The sequence below is a fragment of the Aliisedimentitalea sp. MJ-SS2 genome (genome assembly GCF_032586155.1).
Lineage (GTDB): Bacteria > Pseudomonadota > Alphaproteobacteria > Rhodobacterales > Rhodobacteraceae > JAWHTC01.
Genome location: NZ_JAWHTC010000004.1, coordinates 79,096 through 99,937 on the forward strand (window position 1 = coordinate 79,096; position 20,842 = coordinate 99,937).

Genomic DNA, 20,842 nt, shown 5'->3' on the forward strand with positions numbered 1-20,842 from the left:
AGATGTAAACATGAAATACACAATTGCAGCCGCAACCGCGCTGGCACTGTCCGCCGCCGGGGCCATGGCAAAGGAACTGAATATCTATAACTGGGGCAACTATACCAACCCCAAGCTGATCGAGAAGTTCGAGGCCGAAACCGGCATCAAGGTCACGATCACCGATTATGACAGCAACGATACCGCGCTGGCCAAGGTCAAGGCCGGCGGCCATGGCTTTGACGTCGTGGTGCCCTCGAATTCGTATATCCCGATCTGGGTTGGTGAAGGTCTGCTCATGGAAAGCCGCCCCGACCAGATGGAGAATTTCAAGAATGTCGATCCGGTCTGGGTCGATGTCGATTGGGATCCGGGCCGTCACTACACCGTGCCGTGGCAATGGGGTTCAGTTGGCGTGGTGGTCAACACCAAATACTACGATGGCGATATCGACACCTCGTCGATTTTCCTTGATCCGCCGGAATCCCTGCGTGGCAAGATCAACGTCGTGCCTGAAATGGGCGACGTGATGAGCCTCGCCATTCTCTATCATGGCGGCGAGCTTTGCACCGGCGACAAGGAAATCCTGAAAAAGGTCCGTGACACGCTGGTCGATGCCAAACAGCATTGGTTGGGCATGGACTACGGCAACCTTGAAAAATTCGCCAAGGAAGACCTCTGGGCGGGCGTCAACTGGAATGGCTCGACCTTCCGTATGCGCCTGCAAAACGACGCTATCCGCTATGGTTATCCGAAAGAGGGCTATACCCTGTGGATGGACTCGGTCGCGGTGTTGAAAGATGCCAAAAACGTCGACGAGGCCAAGGCGTTCCAGAACTTCATCATGGACCCGGAAAACGCCGCCCTGATCTCGGAGTTTGCCCGCTATGCCAATGGTATCAAGGGCTCGGACGCCTTCATGCCCGAGGACATGAAAACCGCGCGCGAGATCATCATCCCGGCCGAGCTGGTGGACAAAGGCCATTTCACCAAGCCCTGCGATCCTGAGGTGCAGAAAATCTACACCCGGATCTGGACCGACCTTCAAAAGTAATCGCGATCTGAACCACGGGGCGGCCTTACGGGGCCGCCCCCTTTTGTTCCCCGGGGATGACTTATGACACGCAGCTACCGCAACTCCGACCCCGCTCTGCCCATTATGCAGGGAGCACCGCCGCCATCCGAGTGGCAATTACCACCGCGTGACTGGGACCGCGCCCCTTGGAACCGCTGGAGTTTTCAGAACATTCGCGCCTGCGTGCCCACCGAAAACATCGCCGCCGGTGAAACCGCGCTGCCTTGGGAAAGCGCACCGCAGGATCTAACCGGCACCGGCTTCACCGCCTTTGACGGCAGTGACATGACACTTTCGGACCTGCTGGATGCCTATACTGATGGCTTTCTGGTCGCCCACAAGGGTCGCATTATCCATGAAAGCTATCACAACGGCATGACTCGCCAGACCCCGCACCTGGCCATGTCGGTGTCAAAATCTATTACCTCGACCACCGCCGGCGTCCTGATCGATCAGGGGTTGATCGATCCCTCCGCACCGGTCACCACCTACCTGCCCGAACTGGCCTCGACCGCTTGGAAAGGGGCCACCGTTCAGCATGTTCTCGACATGACCACCGGCGTGAAATTCGTCGAGGATTACGACGAACCCGATTGCGACATTGCGCGGCTCGAAGTTGCCTCGAACTGGAAACCGATGCCCGAGGGCGCCAATCCGGCCGACTGGCCCGCCACCACGTGGGCCCAGATCATGTCGCTGACCGAATGCGACGCCGACCACGGTGCGCGTTTTAAATACCGTTCGATCGAAACCGATCTTCTGGGTGTGCTCATTGCCCGGGTTACCGGCGGGACGCTGGCTCAGGCCATTTCCAGGCATCTCTGGGCACCGATGGGCGCCGAACACCCGGCGAATGTCACCGTCGATCGCGAAGGCACTGCTCTTGCCGACGGCGGGATTAGCGCAACGCTGCGCGATTTCGCCCGTTTCGGCCAGACCATGCTGGACAATGGCCGTGCCGGCAAAACGCAGGCCGTGCCGATGTCCTGGATTGCGGACGTGCGCAGTGGCGACCATGGCCGGTTTGATGACGAAAGCCGCGAGTTCATGCCCAAAGGCCGCTATCGCAACATGTTCTGGATCCGTGATGAGACCCAACCGATCCACTTCTCGCTCGGGATCTATGGCCAGTTCATCTATGTCTCACCCAACGACGACCTGGTGATTGTCTGCCTCTCCACCTGGCCAGATGCGCTGAACGATGAACAGCATTCCAACGTGGTGCGCGCCATTGATGCGATCACCGCCGCACTTGTCTGAAAGGGGCTGCCAATGTCCGACCTGCTCTATCTCACCGCTACCGATGCCCTTGCGCGTTTCGCCGACAAAACCCTGTCTCCGGTCGAACTGCTCTCGGCCCAGATCACCCAGGCCGAAGCCACCAGGGAAACGGTCAACGCCTTCACCTACACCCATTTCGACGAGGCAATGGACGCCGCCCGCGCCTCGGAATCCCGCTGGGCCAAGGGGGAGCCTCTGGGATCTCTTGACGGGCTGCCCGTCGCGATCAAGGATGAAAGCCATATCGCGGGCAAACCCACTTCCTATGGCTCGCTGATCGCCAAGGATTACGTCCCAGACACTACCTCACCGATGAACCAGCCCATTCTGGCCGCGGGGGCCATTGTGCATGCCCGCACCGCCACGCCGGAATACTCCTGTGCGGGTTTCACCTGGTCGCGTCTTTGGGGTGTCACCCGCAACCCGTGGAACCCCGAATTCACGCCCGGTGGATCATCCGGCGGCTCTGCGGCCTCGCTTGCCGCGGGCACTTCGTCGCTCGCCACCGGTTCGGATATTGGTGGCTCGATCCGCATCCCTTCGTCGTGTTGTGGCCTTGTCGGCTATAAGCCGCCCTATGGTCGCAACCCCGACGACATCCCCTTCAACCTCGATTTCTACTGCCATACCGGGCCTCTGGCCCGTTCGGTTGGTGATGCCATCCTGCTTCAGAACACCATGTCCGGTCAGCACCCATGGGACATTGCCTCACTGCCCAAGATCACCTTGCCCACCCAATACCCAGATATCAAAGGCTGGAAAATTGCCCTGTCGATGGACCTTGGCAGCTTTCAGGTATCGGATGATGTCCGCCGCAACACCCTGGCTGCCGCCGACACCTTTCGCGCCCTCGGCGCCACGGTCGAAGAGGTCGATATCGGCTGGGGTCCGGAAGTGCCCAAGGCCTGTCTTGCCTATCTCACGCATCTCTTCGGCGGCGCGCTGTCGATGGAACTGGAAGAGCACGGCGACAAGATGACCACCTATTGCCGGGCACTTGCTGAAAAATCGCTCGACTCAACGGCCCAGGACTTCGTCGCCTCCCTACAAACTGCAGGTGAGGCCTACATGAAGCTTGGCCCACTGCTTCAAGACTACGATTGCCTGATCTGCCCCACCAACGCGCTTCCAGCGGTGCGCGCTGATTTCGATCAATCGGTCGAGACGATCGAGATAAACGGGGTCGAGGTCGATCCCTCACTCGGCTGGGTCATGACCACCCCTTTTAACATGATGAGCCGCTGCCCGGTGATTTCGGTGCCTTCCGGTTTCGCGGCCAACGGTGTGCCGACAGGTCTTCAGATTGTGGGGCCAGCTTACAGAGACGAAATCGTCTTCCAGGCCGCGCTTTCCTTCGAAGCTGCGCAGGGGGGCTGGTTCAATGAATCCGGTACGCGACCACGGTTTGGTGGCTAGGGTCGGCATCACGGTGTTGTTGTAGCTGGCGTATACTGTTCAATTCGCTTTCTAGCCAGTTTTTCGGTTGAAATTCGCTCTCGAGATGCCGACTCCAAACGTGTCACTGGCCTTCGGAAACGACAGAACGTTGGTTGAAGAGGGCTCTAGGCGGCCATTCGCTGCGATCGCTAAGAAATTACAGCAACGCGAAGCAGACCAGAAATCCACTTGCTGGACACGAACGAGCGACAACGTTGTACAGCGCGTGCCAAAGATTAGATTTGCCTAGAACCGGTTTCCCAAGTGGTCGGATGCAGATCTTTCCTTACACGTACCGCACGCTGGCGCGCGTCAGGTCTTGTCACCCAACAGTGACAGAATTTCGAGGTACTGTCGGTCTTGCGCGTGCTGGTGCGGTGTCACGCCGTCACGGTCGCCGATGGTTTGATCCGCGCCTGCGGCGACGAGGAGTTTGACCACCGCCTGGTGGTCGCGGCCGCCATCGCCCAGGACTACCGCCTCGATCAGGGCGGTCCAGCCAAGGTTGTTGACATGATCGAGCGGCGCGCCAGCGTCGATCAGGCGGCGCACCACCTCGACATGGCCCAGATGCGCGGCAGCGATCAAGGCGGTGCCGTCATAGGGGCTTGTGATCAGGCCGGGATCGTTGCCCAGTTCGATGGCCAACGACATCAAGTCGGGGTCGTCGGCCACGGCGGCGATGGTCACCACATCATAGGCCTGTCCCTCTAGCGCATTGAGATCGGCACCGGCATTGGCCAGGGCGCGCAGGGCGGCGTCTTGTGAGGCGAAGGCGGCGACGTGAGCGGCGGTACGGCCACGTCGGTCGCGCGCGTTCAAATCGGCACCCGCGCCAGCAAGGCGATTTAAATCGGCGACGTTACCGGTCTGCGCCGCCCGGTGTAGCCCGTCATAGGCGGCGATCTCCGCGGCCGAGGGTGCGGTCTGGGCCAAAACCGGCGCAGCCAGAGTCAGGAAGGTGGGGATCAAGAGGCATTTGAACATGTCATATCTCCAATTTGGTTGGGCAGCCTGCCGTGATGACGGGCTGCCCGCGGGGATTACTCAGCGCCGATGGCATCAAGCCCGGCGCGGGCGCAGGCCTCGTCGAGGTGGCCGCCGGGGGCACCGCCAACGCCGATGCCGCCGACCAGCGCGCCACTGATCTTGATCGGCAGCCCGCCGCCCTGGATCACCATGCGGTTGTCCATGTAGCGCAACCCGTCATGTTGCGGGTTTTCTCCGATGAAATTGGCCAGGCCAGCAGTGTCGCGGCCCATCGAGGCGGAGGTAAAGGCCTTTCCCTGGGCGCTGCCGACTGTGTGCGGCCCGGAATTGTCGGCCTTCAAATGCACCTTGGTGGCGCCGTCACGTGCGACGATGGCAACGCTGACATTGTAGCCGTCGGCGGCACAGGCCCCAAGTGCGACCTGAGCGGCCTTGGTGGCCATGTCGAGCGGCAGGTATGCGGCAGTGGGCAGGTCCTGCGCGGCCAGGGTGGTGGGAGCCAAGACGGTGGCGAGGGTCAGTTTGCGGATCATGGTGTGTCTCCTTTTCAAAAGTGATGAACAGAGACTAGGGCGGGGCGGCGTGGCGCGGTATTCGTAGGGTTTGCACGGGCCTCCGTAGTTCTACGGAGTGTCACGGCCTTCGAGCCAGATACGGGTCAATTCGGCCTGCGAAGTGGTGCCGAGCTTGGCCCCAATCGCGGCGCGGTGGCTTTCGACGGTGCGCGGCGACAGGCCCAGCCCCTCGGCGATCTGTTTCGACGTGAAGCCTTCGGCGATGCGGTCAAGCACCTGCGCCTCGCGCGGCGTGAGCGATTGCAGGAGGCCGCGCGCCTCGGCCTTTTCTGCCTCGGCCAGCAAGCTCCGTTCCAGGATTTCCGTGCCCTTCTGGATGGCGTCGATCAGGTCCTGCTCATCGATGGGTTTGGACAGGAAATCGACCGCGCCGTTGCGAAACGCCTGGCGGCAGGCCTCGATATCGCCATGACCCGAGATGACGACCGTGGGCCAGTCGACGTTCCGTTCGGCCAGCTTTTCCTGCAGTTTCAACCCCGAGATCAGTGGCATGCGGATATCAAGGACCAGGCAGCCTGGTTGAAGCTGGTCGAGGCGCGCCAGGAACGCCTGGGGATCGGCAAAGGGTGTCACGTCCACCCCGACGGTGGACAAGAGAAGCGTGAGCGCGTCGCGCACCGCCTTGTCATCATCCACGAGATAGACAGGGTGGGTCATTGCGCTGCCTTCGCCACAGGGGTCGACAGTGGCAGGTCGATCCGAAAGATCGCACCGGGATCGCCCGGAGCATAGGAAATTGTGCCGCCCGCGCGTTCAATCAGACGCTGGCTGAGCGCGAGGCCAAGCCCGGTGCCGTCTTCGCGGGTGGTCATGAAAGGCATGAAGAGTTTCGGCACCATGTCGGCAGTGACGCCGGGGCCGTTGTCGGAAATCTCGAGCGTGGCCATGTCGCCAGCTCTGTTCAGCGCGACCCTGACGCGGGCGTCAGGCGAGCCATCAAGTGCCTCGAGCGCGTTGCGTAGGACGTTGTGGATCACCTGTTCGATTTCGACCTGATCGGCGGTGACGTTGATCGGATGGCTTGTTGGAGCGACCTCAAGCGCGACATTCCGGCGACGGGCTTCGGCCAAAAGAAGGGCGCGAACATTGGCGATGGCATCACGCAGGTCGATCGGTGCGGCCTCGGCCCGTTGCGGCCGGGACCAGTTGCGCAGCCTATCAAGAATGGTTGAAGCGCGGCGGGCCTGGGTGACGGTGTCCTCTAGTGCCGAGGCCACCGCATTGCCGTCGCCGCGCGCCAACAGACGTTTGCCGGCCTGGGCCTGGGCCAAGATCGCGGTCAGGGGTTGGGTCAGTTCATGCGCCATGCCGCTGGCCATTTCGCCCATGGCGTTGACCCGCGCGGCATGGCTGAGCTGGGCCTCCATCCGACTGAGGCTGGCTTGTTGTTCAGCCTCGCGCACCCGGCTGCGTTGCCGCGACGACGCGGTGATCACGGCATAGATCAGCCCGGTAAGAAGCAACACAAGCGCAACCTGCGCTGGTGGAAGGAGATCAACGAGGCGCATCCGCAGGGTGGTTTCCAGCAGTAGCGGTTGCGATCCGCTTTCAAGCGCTTTTGAAAACCGCGCCTCGGCCATGGCCAGGGATTGGACCAGCACCGTGCCATCCGGCAGAGAGACGCGGTAGCCGGCCTTGTCCTGGGTCCAGAAGGCAGCGCTGCTGTCGATCAACCGGGCGGCGTCGACGCTGAGCGCGAGGGCATAGAGCGCCTGATCCGAGTTCGGGCTGCGCTTGACCATCAGGTAATGCTCTGGCCGTGCCGGGTGGGGCAGCATCACCGGCACCCCGGTAGAGCCTACCGCGGCGGTGCGGATTTGCTCGGCTGTGTCGGCGGACAGGGCTATCGCGCCGGTAACGGGTTGCGCCGTGTCGAGCGGCACAAGCTGCACGTCGTCGATGCGCGGATAGAAGCGCGAAATTGTGGCGGCGACCTCAAGGAAGAGATCGTTGCGCTGACCCGCACCCGCCACAGCAATTGCCGAGAGGGCTGTCAGGTGGGCGTCATGCTGACCCGCTCGTTGCGAGGCCAACCGTTGCAGTGCGGCGCTTTCGCTGTCGAGCCGGGCCGTGTGCAGCCAGAACTGCACTGCCGCCAGGCCCGCCAAGCCCAGCAGCCCCACCGTGAACGTGGAGAACGCCCGCTTCATTGCCCTGCTGCCGAAGAGAGTTATCGTGCGCGTGATGTTCATGGTGCAAGGCTAACATGGAGTGCTCCAACTCCAATGCTAAAAGCTCCTGCGAGTCAGCCGTAGGCCCTGAGCGCCTTTGACCGTGATGTTGGTAAGTCGGACAAGTCAATTTGGTTTGTCTACGGCGACCATGAACGGATTATTGGGCAACCCCATTGCAACGCTCGACCAGAGCAATTGATAACTCCAAGACTTGGCGACTTTTTCTAGGCCAGCAGCGTCAGTGCAACATACTCGCGATCAATGGCTGCAAAGCGCAATGGGCATCCGTTCATGCTTGGTGCCACATTTGGTAGTTTGGGCTCAAACCTGCCCTTCTGTGCACAACAGGCCTAGGTTCTCTCCCAGCCATTTGCGGCAAAGCGGTCCCTACGGTGATCTTTGTGGCCTCAAGCGTTGGCCCGTTCCACCCCTTGAGTGATCGCTTCGCGCAGTTTCCTCTCGATGGTCTTCTGCTTGCTTCCAGCGTGGAATTTCAGACCGAACATGTCCTTGACGTAAAAGGCATCGACCACCTGTTCGCCGTAGGTCGCGATCACGGCCGAGGCGATGTAGATGTTCATGTTGGCCATGGTGCGGGTTAGGTCAAAGAGCAGCCCGGGGCGGTCGCGGGTGTCGACCTCGATAATGGTGTAGATCTCGGACCCTTCATTGTCGAAACTGATCGTTGTGGGAACCCGGAAGGCCTTTTCGCGCTTCTTGAACTTGTCTCGGGTCTGGATCGCGTCGCGGGTGATGACCTCGCCCTTGAGGATTTTCTGGATCATCTGTTCCAGCCGTTTCAACTTGCCTGCCTCGTAAGGTTTGCCCTCACTGTCCTGGATCCAGAAGGCGGCGGTGGCAAAACCGTCTTTCGAGGTGAAGGTGCGGGCATCGACGATATTGGCCCCCACCAGAGCCAGCGCGCCGCAGACGCGGGAGAAGATGCCAGGGTGGTCGGACATGGCGAAACAGGCGCGTGTGGCGTCACGGTCGTCATCGGGGTGCAGGTCGATACGGACCTCGTCCTCGCCGATTTCGCGCAGCAAATTGGCAAAGACCACATGCGCCGTGACGTGCAGCCCCTGCCAGTAGGGATCGTAATGGCGCGTCGTCTCGCGCTTGAGATCGCCGTTGGTCCAGTCGGGCAGGGCGGCGCGCAGGTTCTTTTTGGCCTCGGTGCCACGGACCTCGCGCGAAAGTGCTTCGAGGCCTTCTTCCAGCGCCACGCGGGTTTGCCGGTAGAGCGAGCGCAGGAGTACCGCTTTCCAGTTGTTCCAGGTGTCGGGGCCGACGCCGCGGATGTCACAGACCGTAAGCAGCAAGAGTAGGTCGAGCCGTTTGACCGAACCTACGGCCTTGGCAAAATCGCGGATGGTGCGCGGGTCGGCGATGTCGCGTTTCTGCGCCATGTCCGACATCAGCAAGTGATAACGCACCAGCCATTCGACGGTGTCGCATTCGGACTTGGTCAGGCCCAGTCGCGGGGCCACGGTGCGGGAGATTTGCGCCCCCAGCACCGAATGGTCGATATCGCGGCCCTTGCCGATGTCGTGACACAGCATCGCCACCATCAGCACCTTGCGATTGAGGCCGGAACGTAGAACTTCGGAACTGACCGGCAATTCCTCTTCCAACTCACCTCGTTCGATCTGGTTGAAGTTCGAGATCACCTGGATGGTGTGTTCGTCCACGGTATAGGCGTGGTACATGTTGAACTGCATCATCGCCACGATGGGCTCGAACTCGGGAATAAAAGCCGAGAGCACACCGAGTTCGTTCATCCGACGCAGGGCGCGTTCGGGGTTGCCGTGTTTCAGGAGCAGGCCTAGGAATATGCTGGCCGCTTCCTTGTCGGCGCGGATATCATCGTCGATCAGGCGCAGGTTGGCGGTGACAAGGCGCATGGCATCGGGGTGGATCAGCATGCCGGTACGCAGGCCCTCCTCGAACAGCCGCAGGATGTTGACCGGGTCCTTGAGAAAGCTCCGATCGTCGCGGATGGCGAGGCGGTTGTTCACCACCTTGTAACCTTCCTTGACCCGGGGGCGGCGTTTGAAGATCCGCTCGAGCAGCGGCTCGGCCTTGGTGTGGTCGGCCTCGAGCTTGGTCAGGAAGATCCGGGTCAGGTCGCCGACGCGGGTGGCCTGACGGAAGTAGTCCTGCATGAAATGTTCAACAGCGCGGCGGCCTTCGCGGTCTGAATAACCCATGCGCTCGGCCACCTGGACCTGCATGTCGAAGCTGAGCTGTTCGTTGGCGCGGCGCGAAGCGAGGTGCAAGTGGCAGCGCACCGCCCAGAGGAAGTTCTCGGCCTTTTGGAAGGTGGCGAACTCGTCCTCGGTGAACACACCGAGTTTGACGAGATCGGCACTGTCGCTGACGTCGTGGACATATTTTGCGATCCAGAACAGCGATTGCAGGTCGCGCAACCCGCCCTTGCCCTCTTTCACGTTGGGTTCCACCACATAGCGTTCGCCTTGCTTGAGGTGACGCTGTTCGCGTTCGTGCAGTTTGGCCTCGATGAAGTCGCGTTCCGAGCCTTTGAAGAGGTCAGCGCGGAGCGTGCCTTGCAATTCTTCGGCCAGCGGCGCGTCACCCACTAGAAAGCGATGTTCCAGAAGGGCTGTGCGGATGGTGTAATCCTCGGCCCCTAGGCGCAGGCAGTCTTTTACCGTGCGGCTGGCATGGCCGACCTTGAGCCGCAGGTCCCACAGGATGTAGAGCATCGATTCGATCACGCTCTCGGCCCAGGCGGTGATTTTGTAGGGGGTCAGGAACAGCAGGTCGACATCCGAAAACGGCGCCATTTCGCCCCGGCCATAGCCGCCCACCGCCAGCAGCGACAGGCGTTCGCCCTGGGTCGGGTTTGACAGCGGATGCAGATGGGTGGTGGCCAGGGTGAAGGTGCAGCCGATCAAGCAGTCGGTCAGCCAGGTATAGGCGCGGGTGGCGCCGCGGGCGTCGAACGGGTGTTGTTCAAACCCCTCGGCAATAGCGGCCATGCCGTCCTTGCGGGCCTGGGACAAGATTTTAACGACGGCGCGGCGCAGCTCGGTCTCAGCGCCCGCCCCGGCGTCCTTGCAGGCCTGGGCCAGCGCGGAGCGAACCCGCGCCCGGTCAAAAATCCTGTCAGCCGGGCAGATCAGCCCGTTGGGCGGCGGGATCAGGCCCGGAATGGTTTCGCCAGCGTGTGTCTGGTCCGCGCCGGTCGCGGCGATTGGGTCAGAATCCGGCACCACCAAATCCCTGCGGTGCGGGGTCGATGACAACAACCTGCTGGTCACGGATCTGGGCCACAGCAAGACCGCGTTGGTTGGTCCCGTCGGGCCGCAGGCGGAAGATGCCGGTCGCGCCCTGGAAGCCGGCACCCTGGGTCAAAGCCGCGCCGGTCAGCGCGTCAGACTTGCCTGCCTTGACCAGGGCGCCAATGGCGGCAATGCCGTCATAACCAAGGCTCGCAATCGGGTGTGGAACCTCGCCATAGGCGGCCTTGTAGCGGTTCGAGAACGCCTGGGTTTTACCCGGATCGGGCATGGCGAACCAGCCGCCCTGAACCCCGGGCAGTTGCAGCGTCTGAGGCGGAATGTCCCAGCGCGAAAGGCCAATGAACTGAGTGGTGGTGGGGTTGATGCCAGCCTCCGGCAGCATCTGGGCAAACAGCGGAAGCGCCCCGGCGGTATTGGCGGTCAGGAACACCGCGTTGGCCTGACCGGCTGCTGCGGTGGCCTTGATCCTAGGGATGGCCGATACGACGCCTTGCTGGCTGAACTGATAGCCGACCGAACCGGCGAGCGTTGCGCCCTGGCGCGCAATCGCCTGTTCGATGGCGACTTTGCCAAGCTGTCCGGCAACGTTTTCCGAATACACCACCAACACGCGGCCTTTGCCTTGCCGCTTGGCATAGGATGCGAGCCGCCCGGCAGTGTTGTCGAAGGTCGGGCCCAACACAAAGACGTTGCCCCCGGCGATGGTCGGGTTGTTGGAAAAGGCCAGAACGTTGACGCCCTTTCGCGCGACGGCCACGCCTGCTGCATTTGCGGCCTCGCCAAAGACAGGACCCAGGATGACCTTGGCACCATCGTTCACTGCCTGCAGCGCGGCGGACTGGGCCTGGGCCGCTGTGCCGGCGGTGGAGTAGACCCGCAGGTCGATCCTGACCCCGTTAAGGTCAGAGATTGCCATCCGGGCGGCGTTTTCGAGGGCCTTGGCCAGAAACTCGTCGCTGCCATTGCTGGAACCGCGCGGCACCAGAAGCGCGACCGGCACCGGCGCAGAGGGGTCGATCTTGGGGCCGCCGGATGTACCACCACCGCCAAGTGCGATCGGTTCACAGGCGGCAAGCCAAATCAGAGACAGCGCGGCGACAAGACGGGCAGCGCCCTTGCGGATCGGAGTCAAAACGGCAAACATGGATAACTTCTTGCTCCCTGGGTCATGGCCGGTCCGTCGCACAGTGCGGGACGGCTGTTTGGGGAGGATAATAATCGACCAGGTTGCGGGGTCCAGTGGTGAATCAGACGAGCGGCAATGAAGCGCGGGGAGATTTCCCCGGCTATTCCCCGGAACCGGGCAGGAAATTGCCGGCGGGCCTGCACCTTGTGGCAACCCCGATTGGCGCAGCGCGCGACATCACGCTGCGTGCGCTGGACATCCTGGCGTCTGCGGATGTTCTGGCCGCCGAAGACACACGGAGCCTGCGGCGCTTGATGGAGATTCACGGGGTGGCTCTGGCTGGGCGCCCACTGGTGGCCTATCACGATCATAGCGGGGAAAAGACCCGTGCGCGGCTGCTTGCGGCTATGGAAGAGGGCAAGTCGGTGGCCTATGCGCCCGAGGCGGGCACGGCCATGGTGTCGGATCCCGGTTTCGACCTTGCCCGGTCGGCGCAGGCAGCGGGGCATGCGGTCACATCCGCACCGGGGGCATCGGCAGCGATCACTGCCCTGACCCTGTCGGGGCTGCCCACCGATCGGTTCCTGTTTGCGGGGTTTCTACCGGCGACGGCGTCCAAGCGGAAAACCGCCCTTGCGGAGCTGTCTGAGGTGCCCGCGACGCTGGTTTTCTACGAATCACCCCATCGGATTGCCGCCGCATTGGGTGACGCGGCGGCGGTTCTGGGCGGGGATCGTCCGGCGGCGGTTTGTCGCGAATTGACCAAGAAGTTCCAGGAAGTCCTGACCGGCACCCTGTCCGAACTGGCCACCATCGCAGCAGAGCGGAAACTGAAGGGCGAGATCGTGTTCCTGGTGGGCAAAGGAAATTCGGAGAAAATTAACCAATCTGACACAGACTCTCTGTTGCAGGCGGCCTTGTCGGAGGGGCAGTCGGTTCGGGATACCGCCGATCAGGTCTCGGCGCAGACCGGGGTGAAACGCCGCGCGGTCTATCAACGCGCTCTGGAATTGGCGAAAGAGAGGGGCACTTGAATCCGAAATCTACAGCTGAACCTGCCCGCGCCTCAAAGCAGCGGCGTGGGAGACGCGCCTATCTTTCAGGGTTGGCTGCCGAAGACAGCGTAGCGCGCGATTACGCGCGGCGCGATATTACCGAAGAGCGGCGCCGGTATCGTGCGCGGCAGGGTGAGATCGACCTGGTGATGCGCGATGGCGCAACGCTTGTCTTTGTCGAGGTCAAGAAGGCGGCCAGTTTCGATCGCGCCGCCGAAAGCCTGTCGGAACAGCAGATCATGCGGATTTGCGGCGCGGCGCAGGAATATCTGGCCAATGCACCAGACGGGTTGATGACCGATATGCGGTTCGATGTGGCGCTGGTGGACGCTCAAGGTGCGGTGCGCATTCTGGAGAACGCTTTCGGGCAGTATTGAGGGCAATTGCCATCTGACGGATTGCGCATGCGGGCGGGCTGGGCCATGTAATGGGCAACCCGATGCAAGGAAACTGCCTCATGACTGCGCCCCAACCCAAGTTGAAGATTGCCATTCAGATGGACCCGATCGGCCCAATCGACATTGATGCCGACAGCACCTTCCGCATTGCCGAGGAGGCGCAGGCGCGCGGGCATTCGCTGTTTTATTACACGCCCGACCAGTTGGCCTATCGCGAGGGGCGCATCGTCGCGCGGGGCTGGCCATTGACGGTGCGGCGCGTCAAAGGCGACCATTTCGAGTTGGGCGCGGAGCAGGAGGTCGATTTGAGCGATTACGACGTGGTCTGGCTGCGTCAGGACCCGCCGTTCGACATGTTCTATATCACTACGACGCATCTGCTGGAGCGGATTCACCCGCAAACGCTGGTGGTGAATGATCCGTTCTGGGTGCGCAACTACCCCGAAAAGCTGTTGGTGCTGGATTTTCCGGACCTGACCCCGCCGACCACGATTGCCCGCGACCTGAACACGATCCGCGCCTTCAAGGACACACACGGCGACATCATCCTGAAACCGCTCTACGGCAATGGCGGGGCCGGGGTGTTCCGCCTGACCGAGAGCGACCGGAACCTGAGCTCGCTGCACGAGCTTTTCACCGGGTTTTCGCGCGAACCGCTGATCGCCCAGAAATTCCTGCCGGATGTCAGCAATGGCGACAAGCGGATCATCCTGGTCGATGGAGAGCCGGTTGGGGCGATCAACCGCGTGCCGGCCGAGGGCGAAACCCGGTCGAACATGCATGTGGGCGGACGGCCCGAGAAGATCGGGCTGACCGCGCGCGATCAGGAAATCTGTGCCGCGATCGGGCCGCTGCTGCGCGAAAAGGGCCAGGTGTTCGTCGGCATCGACGTCATCGGCGATTACCTGACCGAGATCAACGTGACTTCGCCCACCGGCATCCAGGAACTTGAGCGGTTCGACGGGGTCAACATCGCCGAGAAGATCTGGGAGGCGATCGAGGCGCGCCGGGCATGACCCGCCCGAACCGGCCCAGCCGTCGCGCCCGGGTTCTCAATGTGGCATTGCGGCTGTTCGAGAAGCGCCGCATCGCCCGCACCGAACATCCCGAAGAGCTTCGCCGTGGGTTCGAGCGTAGTGCTGCTCTGTTCTTTCATGGGCCGAGAAAGGTGCAATACGAGAGCGTGACGCTGGGCGATTTGACCTGCCTGAAGGTTATACCGCCACAGAGTGCTTCGATTCGGGTGATCCTGTATTTCCACGGTGGCGGTTATGTCATGGGCTCGCCTCGGACGCATCGGGCCATGGTGGCGCGGCTGTGCCAGCTTGTCGGTGCGCGGGCGATTCTGCCGGATTACCGCAAGGCGCCGGAGCACCCGTATCCAGCGGCGCCCGAGGACGCGTTGGAAGCCTACATGCTGCTGCTGGATCAGGGGGTGTCTCCTGGGCAGATCGTGCTGGGCGGCGACAGTGCCGGGGGCGGGCTGGCGCTTGGCCTCTTGGGGCAGATTTGTCACCGGGGCCTGCCGCAGCCTGCGGGGTGTTTTGCCTTTTCGCCGCTGACGGACATGAGTTTTTCAGGAGACTCCTTCCGCGAAAATGCTGAAGCCGACGTGATGCTGCCAGCGCACCAGGCCAAGCTGATGGAAGAGATGTACCTGGTGGATCATGACCCGCGTGATCCGCGGGCTTCGCCGCTTTATGGAAACTTTACAGGGGCTTGCCCCGTGTGGCTATGCGTGGGAACCACGGAAATTCTGCTTGATGACACGCGCCGGATGGCTGTGCATCTGCGGGCGCAGGGGGTGGAGGTGACGGAAGTGGTCGCGCATGACCTGCCACATGTCTGGCCGATTTTTCAACGGTTGATGCCCGAGGCAAATGCGACGCTGAAACAAGTCGGGTGCTGGATCAGCTCTCGGTTTTCATCATCAGGCGGAAACTGACCGCCTCGGCCACATGGGGGTGGCGAACATCGGGTGAGCCATCAAGATCGGCGATGGTGCGGGCAACGCGCAACACCCGGTGATAACCGCGTGCGGACAGGCCCATACGTTCGGCAACCTTGATCAGCAACTCGCGGCCTTGTTCGTCAGGGGTGGCGATCTCTCCCAGCAGGGCCCCTTCGGCGTCGGCGTTGAGCCGGGCCTCGGGGGCATTTTCGAACCGGTCCGCCTGAAGCTCGCGGGCGGTGGTGACACGGGCGGCGACCTCGGCGGAACTGTCGCCCGAACTGGGCAGGTCGAGGTCGGAATAGGCCACCGGCGGTACTTCGATGCGCAGGTCGAACCGGTCCATCAGCGGACCGGAGATGCGGCCCAGGTAATCCTCACCACAGATCGGCGCGCGGGAACAGGCGCGGTTCGGGTCGGCAAGGTAGCCGCATTTGCAGGGGTTGGCGGCGGCCAACAACATGAAACGGCAAGGGTATTTCACGTGGGCATTGGCGCGGCTGACGATGACCTGGCCGGTCTCGATCGGTTGGCGCAGGGTTTCCAGGACCTGGCGGGGAAACTCGGGAAACTCGTCCATGAACAGCACCCCGTTATGGGCGAGGCTGATCTCGCCGGGTTTGGCACCGCGCCCGCCGCCGACAATGGCCGCCATCGAGGCGGTGTGATGCGGCTCGCGAAAGGGGTGGATGCGGGAAATGCCGCCTTCTTCGAGAAGGCCTGACAGGGAATGTATCATCGAGGTTTCCAGCGCTTCAACCGGAGTGAGCGGTGGCAGGATTCCGGGTAGGCGCGCCGCGAGCATGGATTTACCCGACCCGGGGGAGCCGACCATGATCATGTGATGCCGTCCGGCGGCGGCGATTTCGAGGGCGCGTTTGGCACGTTCCTGGCCCTTGACGTCCAAGAGGTCGCGGGATTGGCTGGCATCGCTGAGCTCGCCGGGTTCGGCCGGGGGCAATGGGGATTGGCCGGTGAAGTGGCGGACGGCATCGGCCAGAGATTTGGGGGCGAGGACCTGCGCCGCACCGACCCAGGCGGCCTCGGGGCCCGATGCGTTGGGGCAAACCAGGGTGCGGCTTTCTTCTGCGGCGCTCATCGCCGCCGGAAGCGCGCCGGTGACGGGCACGAGCGAACCGTCGAGACTGAGTTCACCAAGCGCGGTGGTACCTTCGGTTGCGTCCGAAGGGATGATTTCCAGCGCGGCCAGCAGGGCCAGGGCGATGGGCAGGTCATAATGGCTGCCCTCTTTCGGCATGTCGGCAGGCGAGAGGTTGATGGTGATGCGTTTCGACGGCAGCGCAATGGAAAGCGACGAAAGCGCGGTGCGGACCCGGTCGCGGGCCTCGGAGACGGATTTGTCGGGCAAGCCGACAATTGAAAACCCGGGCAAGCCGGGGGTGACGGCGCATTGCACCTCGACCTGCTTGGCCTCGACTCCTTCGAAGGCGACCGTGTAGGCGCGCGCGACCATGTTCCACTCCGGTTCCGTTTAATCTTGGTTAATCGGTAGCCCGGAGAGGGTTTAGGAATGGTTAATTCGCGTGATTATTGTGTCGGGCCGGGCCAGGGGCGGGTTGGCAGGTCCATGGCATAAGGCACGGGATCGTAACTTTTCTTCAACCCTTCGGCGCGCCATTCACGGAAAGCCGGGTCGGTAAGGGTCGTGGTGATATAGGCTTGGGCCAATTCGCTGATGGGCAGGTCATAGCCTGCGATCCGCGCCGCGACCGGGGCATAGAAGACATCGGCGAGGCTGTATGCGCCAAAGAGCCAGGGGCCGTTTGCACCGTGTCGAGTGCGGGCAAGGCTCCAGAGTTCCTCGAGCCGGGCGAGGTCGGATTTGACCGCGTCCGAGACGGTAAAGCCATGATATTGATGCAGAAGCTGCATTGGGCACTCATTGCGCAGCGCCGTGAAGCCGGAGTGCATTTCCGCCACCATCCAGCGGGCCAGAGCGCGGGCGGCAGGGTCGGACGGCCAGAGACCGGCCTCTGGGTGACGCTCGGCCAGAGTTTCGGCCATGGCGAGGCTGTCGCCAACGACAATCCCGTCAGCGTCACGCATCACCGGGACCAGCTGGGCCGGGGCGAGTTCGGACAGGTCCTGGGCCATGGTGCCGTCGTACAGGCCAACCATATGGGCCTGATAGGAAAGCGAAAATTTCTCGAGCATGAGCCAGCCCCGCAAGGACCAGCTGGAGAAGGTTTGATCGGCGATAAAGAGGTCATAAGTCATTTGCGCAAGGTAGCCGGGCGTTCGGTGTCGCTCAAAATGACAATTTGAGAGGAAGGCATCACGGATGGTGATTGAAGTGCTCGGCGTGCCAACTGTCGCCCGCACGGTGCAGTTCGGTGACCGAAAGATTGTCGATCTTGTGGGCGAAGGCCTGATAGGCATCTAGCTGCAGGGCCTGTTGCAGCTGGGTCAGGATCACGCCGAAATGGGCCACGGCAATGATGTCGGCACCGGGGTGGTCAGTTAGGACACGCGAGATGGCCGTATCGACGCGGGCGGTGACCTCGTTCCAGGATTCCCCGCCGGGGGGGCGGATGTCGCCAGGGTTTTCCCAGAAGCGGCGGGCGTGGTCCTGATCTTCGATCTCGCTGTGGTGTTTCAGCTCCCAGTCGCCGAAATGCATTTCGCGCAAGTTTCGGTCATGGGGCAGTCGGTGGCGGTCCCCGGCGATGGCATCGGCGGTGGTGACGGCGCGGGAAAGGTCCGAGGAGATGACCAGCGCCTTGGATGGCAGGTGGCGTTCGATCCGGGCCAGCTGAGCAGTGTCGGATAGGTCGGCGGGCAGGTCGGACCAGCCGACCATAGTCTTGGCGTGGGTCGGGCCATGGCGAATCCAGAAGATGCGGCTCATGGCGCGTCTTTCAGGGTCTGGGCAAGGCCGGCAGTGACGACGATCACGCAGGCCGCCTGCTCCGCCAGCGCCTGGTTGAGGTGGCCCTGTTCATTGGCAAAGCGGCGTGCGAGGGCGTTGTCGGGGACGCCTGAGAGGCCGACCTCGTTCGACACCACCACAACCTGCGACGGGCAGGCGGCGAGGGCCGAGAGCAGCCCTTCGCGTTCAGCGGCAAGATCGTGATCGGCCAGAAGGTGGTTTGTCAGCCACATTGTGGCGCAATCGAAGAGGATTGCGTGATCAGCGGGCGCGTTGCGCAAGGCATCGGCGATGTTCAGCGGTTCCTCGATTGTTTTCCAACCGGGGCCGCGGGTGGTCTGGTGGCGCTCGATCTTGGCCTTCATCTCGGCATCGCGGGCCTGGGCCGTGGCGAGGTAGATCATCGGCAGATTTGCGGCGCGCACCAGCGCCTCGGCCTGCGCCGATTTGCCAGAGGCGATCCCGCCGAGAACGAGGGTAAGTTGCATGTGTCTGGACCGGTCCTTATGTCAGGCAAAGGCGTAGCAGAGCATGTGCAGGGAGAAAAGCATGAGGCGAGTACTGGCCGTGATTTGTGCCGTCTGGGCCGGGATGGGGCAGGCGGTGGAAGTTCCCGAAGGCATGGGCGGGGCGAATGTGATCTTCCTGGGCGAGGTGCATGACAACCCGAATGTGCATAAACGCCAGAGTGAGCTGGTGGCGGCGCTGAAGCCCAAGGCGCTGGTGTTCGAGATGTTGACGCCAAAGTTGGCCGAGAAGGCCACACCGGAGATGCGGGGCGATGCGGACACGTTGGCGACGGCGTTGCATTGGGAACATCTGGGGTGGCCGGATTTCAACATGTACTACCCGATTTTTGCGGCCGCTCCGCAGGCGGCAATCTATGGGGCGGCGGTGCCACGGGAAGAGGCACGGGCGGCGATGAAGGGTGGTGTGTCCGAGAGTTTTGGCACGGACGCCGAGGCCTTTGGCTTGACCGTGCCCTTGTCTGAGGACGAGCAGGCGGCCCGCGAGGCGTTCCAGCACGAAGCCCATTGCGACGCTTTGCCCGGGGAGATGCTGCCGATGATGGTGGAGCTGCAGCGATTGCGGGATGCGGTTTTGGCGCGTGCCGCGGTGCAGGCTTTGGATGAGGTTGGCGGGCCGGTGGTGGTCATCACCGGCAACGGCCACGCACGCAAGGACTGGGGCGCGCCGGTCTACCTGCAACGGGTAAGCGGGGCGGTGATGTTCTCGCTGGCGATTGCCGAGCACGAGGAAGAGGGTGGGCCGTTTGACGCGGTCGAGATCGTGCCCGAGGCCGAGCGGGAAGACCCATGTGCGGTGTTCAACAAGGAATGAGGGGGTGGCGGGGTGAACTCCGCCCTACCATTGTCTTTAGGCCCGCGTCGCCGTAACACTTGGGGGCACATCAAGCGGGAGGCGTAAATGCTGGCCGGGAAACGGGTTCTTCTGATCATCGGGGGCGGGATTGCTGCCTATAAATGCCTGGACCTGATCCGGCGTCTGCGCGAGCGCGGCGCAGCGGTGACGCCGGTGCTGACCCGTGCGGCGCAGGAATTTGTCACACCCTTGAGCGTGGCGGCACTGGCGGGTGAGAAGGCCTTTACCGATCTGTTCGACCTGACCGACGAGGCGGAGATGGGGCATATTCAATTGTCCCGGGTGGCCGATCTGGTTGTGGTGGCGCCGGCGACGGCGGACTTGCTGGCGAAAATGGCGGGCGGGCATGCCAATGACCTGGCGACGACGCTGTTGATGGCGACGGATACGCCGGTTCTTTGCGTGCCGGCGATGAATGTGCGGATGTATGAGCATGCCGCGACCGGACGCAATATCGCGCAGCTGACGGCGGACGGGGTGCGCTTTGTCGGCCCCAACGCGGGTGACATGGCCTGTGGCGAGTTCGGACCTGGCCGGATGAGCGAGCCGATGGAGATTGTCGAGGCGGTTCAGGGACTTCTTGCAGACGGCCCATTGAAAGGTAAGCGGGTGCTGGTGACCAGCGGGCCAACTCATGAGCCGATCGACCCGGTGCGTTATATCGCCAACCGGTCCTCGGGCGCGCAGGGCACGGCGATTGCCGAAGCGTTGGCGGCGATGGGGGCGGAAGTGGTGTTTGTCACCGGGCCGGCGGATGCTGTGCGTCCGCAAGGGGTTGCGGTGGTGGAGGTCGAAACGGCGGCCGAGATGCTGTCGGCGGTCGAGGCGGGTTTGCCGGCGGATGCCGCGGTGTTCGCGGCGGCCGTGGCCGATTGGCGGGTCAAGGGCGCGGGGGCTTCGAAAATCAAGAAGGTGAAGGGCAAGTTGCCGAGCCTGGAGTTCGTCGAGAACCCGGACATTCTTAAGACCGTGAGCCAGATGAAGAAGGGGCGGCCCGGGCTGGTGGTGGGTTTTGCCGCCGAGACCGATGACGTGATCGCCAATGCCGTGGCCAAGCGCAAGCGCAAGGGGTGTGACTGGATCGTGGCCAATGATGTTTCACCCGAGACGGGGATCATGGGCGGCAGCGAGAACGCGGTGCATCTGATTTCCGAGGAAGGGGTCGAGGATTGGCCGCGAATGGGGAAAGGCGAGGTTGCCCGCCAGTTGGCGCAGCGGATCGCGAAGGCTCTGGATTGAATATTTTCGCCAAGAAAGAGGGA

General features: G+C 62.5%; 19 protein-coding genes. 9 read left to right on the forward strand and 10 right to left on the reverse strand.

Annotated features, from left to right (window positions below):
* Window positions 1-10: 10 nt before the first annotated feature.
* From RXV86_RS15535 to RXV86_RS15545, 3 genes are all read left to right on the forward strand, one after another.
* Window positions 11-1,033 (forward strand): extracellular solute-binding protein, encoded by a 1,023-nt coding sequence (locus RXV86_RS15535; RefSeq protein WP_316301171.1) that lies wholly within the window; start codon window positions 11-13, stop codon window positions 1,031-1,033.
* 63 nt (window positions 1,034-1,096) lie between these two features.
* Entirely contained in the window at window positions 1,097-2,314 is a 1,218-nt protein-coding gene (locus tag RXV86_RS15540; RefSeq protein ID WP_316301172.1) for a serine hydrolase, read from the forward strand.
* A gap of 12 nt (window positions 2,315-2,326) precedes the next feature.
* Complete coding sequence (locus tag RXV86_RS15545) at window positions 2,327-3,751, forward strand: amidase (RefSeq protein ID WP_316301173.1); 1,425 nt, start codon at window positions 2,327-2,329, stop codon at window positions 3,749-3,751.
* A gap of 333 nt (window positions 3,752-4,084) precedes the next feature.
* On the opposite strand, the gene RXV86_RS15550 is transcribed toward RXV86_RS15545, so the two are convergent.
* The 6 genes from RXV86_RS15550 to RXV86_RS15575 all read right to left on the reverse strand — a co-directional run bounded on the left by RXV86_RS15550 (window position 4,085) and on the right by RXV86_RS15575 (window position 11,921).
* Window positions 4,085-4,759 (reverse strand): ankyrin repeat domain-containing protein, encoded by a 675-nt coding sequence (locus RXV86_RS15550; protein WP_316301174.1) that lies wholly within the window; start codon window positions 4,757-4,759, stop codon window positions 4,085-4,087.
* Window positions 4,760-4,815: 56 nt separating this feature from the next.
* Window positions 4,816-5,295, reverse strand: coding sequence for a heme-binding protein (locus tag RXV86_RS15555; RefSeq protein ID WP_316301175.1), 480 nt, complete (start codon window positions 5,293-5,295; stop codon window positions 4,816-4,818).
* A 90-nt stretch (window positions 5,296-5,385) separates the two neighbouring features.
* Complete coding sequence (locus RXV86_RS15560) at window positions 5,386-5,994, reverse strand: response regulator transcription factor (protein ID WP_316301176.1); 609 nt, start codon at window positions 5,992-5,994, stop codon at window positions 5,386-5,388.
* Window positions 5,991-7,529 (reverse strand): ATP-binding protein, encoded by a 1,539-nt coding sequence (locus tag RXV86_RS15565; RefSeq protein WP_316301177.1) that lies wholly within the window; start codon window positions 7,527-7,529, stop codon window positions 5,991-5,993. The genes RXV86_RS15560 and RXV86_RS15565 overlap by 4 nt, the downstream gene beginning before the upstream one ends.
* Before the next feature lie 389 nt (window positions 7,530-7,918).
* Entirely contained in the window at window positions 7,919-10,687 is a 2,769-nt protein-coding gene (locus RXV86_RS15570) for a [protein-PII] uridylyltransferase (RefSeq protein ID WP_316301574.1), read from the reverse strand.
* A gap of 46 nt (window positions 10,688-10,733) precedes the next feature.
* On the reverse strand, window positions 10,734-11,921 hold the full coding sequence (locus RXV86_RS15575) for a penicillin-binding protein activator (protein WP_316301178.1): 1,188 nt from the start codon (window positions 11,919-11,921) through the stop codon (window positions 10,734-10,736).
* A gap of 167 nt (window positions 11,922-12,088) precedes the next feature.
* On the opposite strand from RXV86_RS15575, the gene rsmI reads away from it, so the two are divergent.
* The 4 genes from rsmI (at window position 12,089) to RXV86_RS15595 (ending at window position 15,301) form a co-directional block, all read left to right on the forward strand.
* Complete coding sequence (gene rsmI / locus RXV86_RS15580; protein WP_316301575.1) at window positions 12,089-12,937, forward strand: 16S rRNA (cytidine(1402)-2'-O)-methyltransferase; 849 nt, start codon at window positions 12,089-12,091, stop codon at window positions 12,935-12,937.
* Window positions 12,934-13,335 carry a YraN family protein gene (locus RXV86_RS15585; RefSeq protein WP_316301179.1) on the forward strand — a complete coding sequence of 134 codons (402 nt, stop codon included), beginning with the start codon at window positions 12,934-12,936 and terminating at the stop codon, window positions 13,333-13,335. Before rsmI ends, RXV86_RS15585 begins: the two co-directional genes overlap by 4 nt.
* An 80-nt stretch (window positions 13,336-13,415) precedes the next feature.
* Window positions 13,416-14,372 carry a glutathione synthase gene (gshB, locus tag RXV86_RS15590; protein ID WP_316301180.1) on the forward strand — a complete coding sequence of 319 codons (957 nt, stop codon included), beginning with the start codon at window positions 13,416-13,418 and terminating at the stop codon, window positions 14,370-14,372.
* Window positions 14,369-15,301, forward strand: a complete 933-nt coding sequence (locus RXV86_RS15595; protein ID WP_316301181.1) for an alpha/beta hydrolase — start codon at window positions 14,369-14,371, stop codon at window positions 15,299-15,301. Before gshB ends, RXV86_RS15595 begins: the two co-directional genes overlap by 4 nt.
* Here the strand turns inward: RXV86_RS15595 and RXV86_RS15600 are convergent.
* The 4 genes from RXV86_RS15600 to cobU form a co-directional block, all read right to left on the reverse strand.
* Window positions 15,267-16,781, reverse strand: coding sequence for a YifB family Mg chelatase-like AAA ATPase (locus tag RXV86_RS15600; RefSeq protein ID WP_316301182.1), 1,515 nt, complete (start codon window positions 16,779-16,781; stop codon window positions 15,267-15,269). The two genes, RXV86_RS15595 and RXV86_RS15600, sit on opposite strands and share 35 nt — an antisense overlap.
* 74 nt (window positions 16,782-16,855) lie before the next feature.
* Complete coding sequence (locus RXV86_RS15605) at window positions 16,856-17,545, reverse strand: glutathione S-transferase (protein WP_316301183.1); 690 nt, start codon at window positions 17,543-17,545, stop codon at window positions 16,856-16,858.
* A gap of 58 nt (window positions 17,546-17,603) precedes the next feature.
* On the reverse strand, window positions 17,604-18,176 hold the full coding sequence (locus RXV86_RS15610) for a histidine phosphatase family protein (protein WP_316301184.1): 573 nt from the start codon (window positions 18,174-18,176) through the stop codon (window positions 17,604-17,606).
* Window positions 18,173-18,685, reverse strand: a complete 513-nt coding sequence (cobU, locus tag RXV86_RS15615; RefSeq protein WP_316301185.1) for a bifunctional adenosylcobinamide kinase/adenosylcobinamide-phosphate guanylyltransferase — start codon at window positions 18,683-18,685, stop codon at window positions 18,173-18,175. Before cobU ends, RXV86_RS15610 begins: the two co-directional genes overlap by 4 nt.
* Before the next feature lie 61 nt (window positions 18,686-18,746).
* Between cobU and RXV86_RS15620 the strand changes: the two genes are divergently transcribed.
* Together RXV86_RS15620 and coaBC are read left to right on the forward strand one after the other, a co-directional pair.
* On the forward strand, window positions 18,747-19,538 hold the full coding sequence (locus RXV86_RS15620) for a ChaN family lipoprotein (RefSeq protein WP_316301186.1): 792 nt from the start codon (window positions 18,747-18,749) through the stop codon (window positions 19,536-19,538).
* A gap of 87 nt (window positions 19,539-19,625) precedes the next feature.
* A complete protein-coding gene (gene coaBC / locus RXV86_RS15625) occupies window positions 19,626-20,819 on the forward strand; it encodes a bifunctional phosphopantothenoylcysteine decarboxylase/phosphopantothenate--cysteine ligase CoaBC (RefSeq protein WP_316301187.1) in 1,194 nt (397 codons plus the stop codon).
* The last annotated feature ends 23 nt before the right edge of the window (window positions 20,820-20,842 follow it).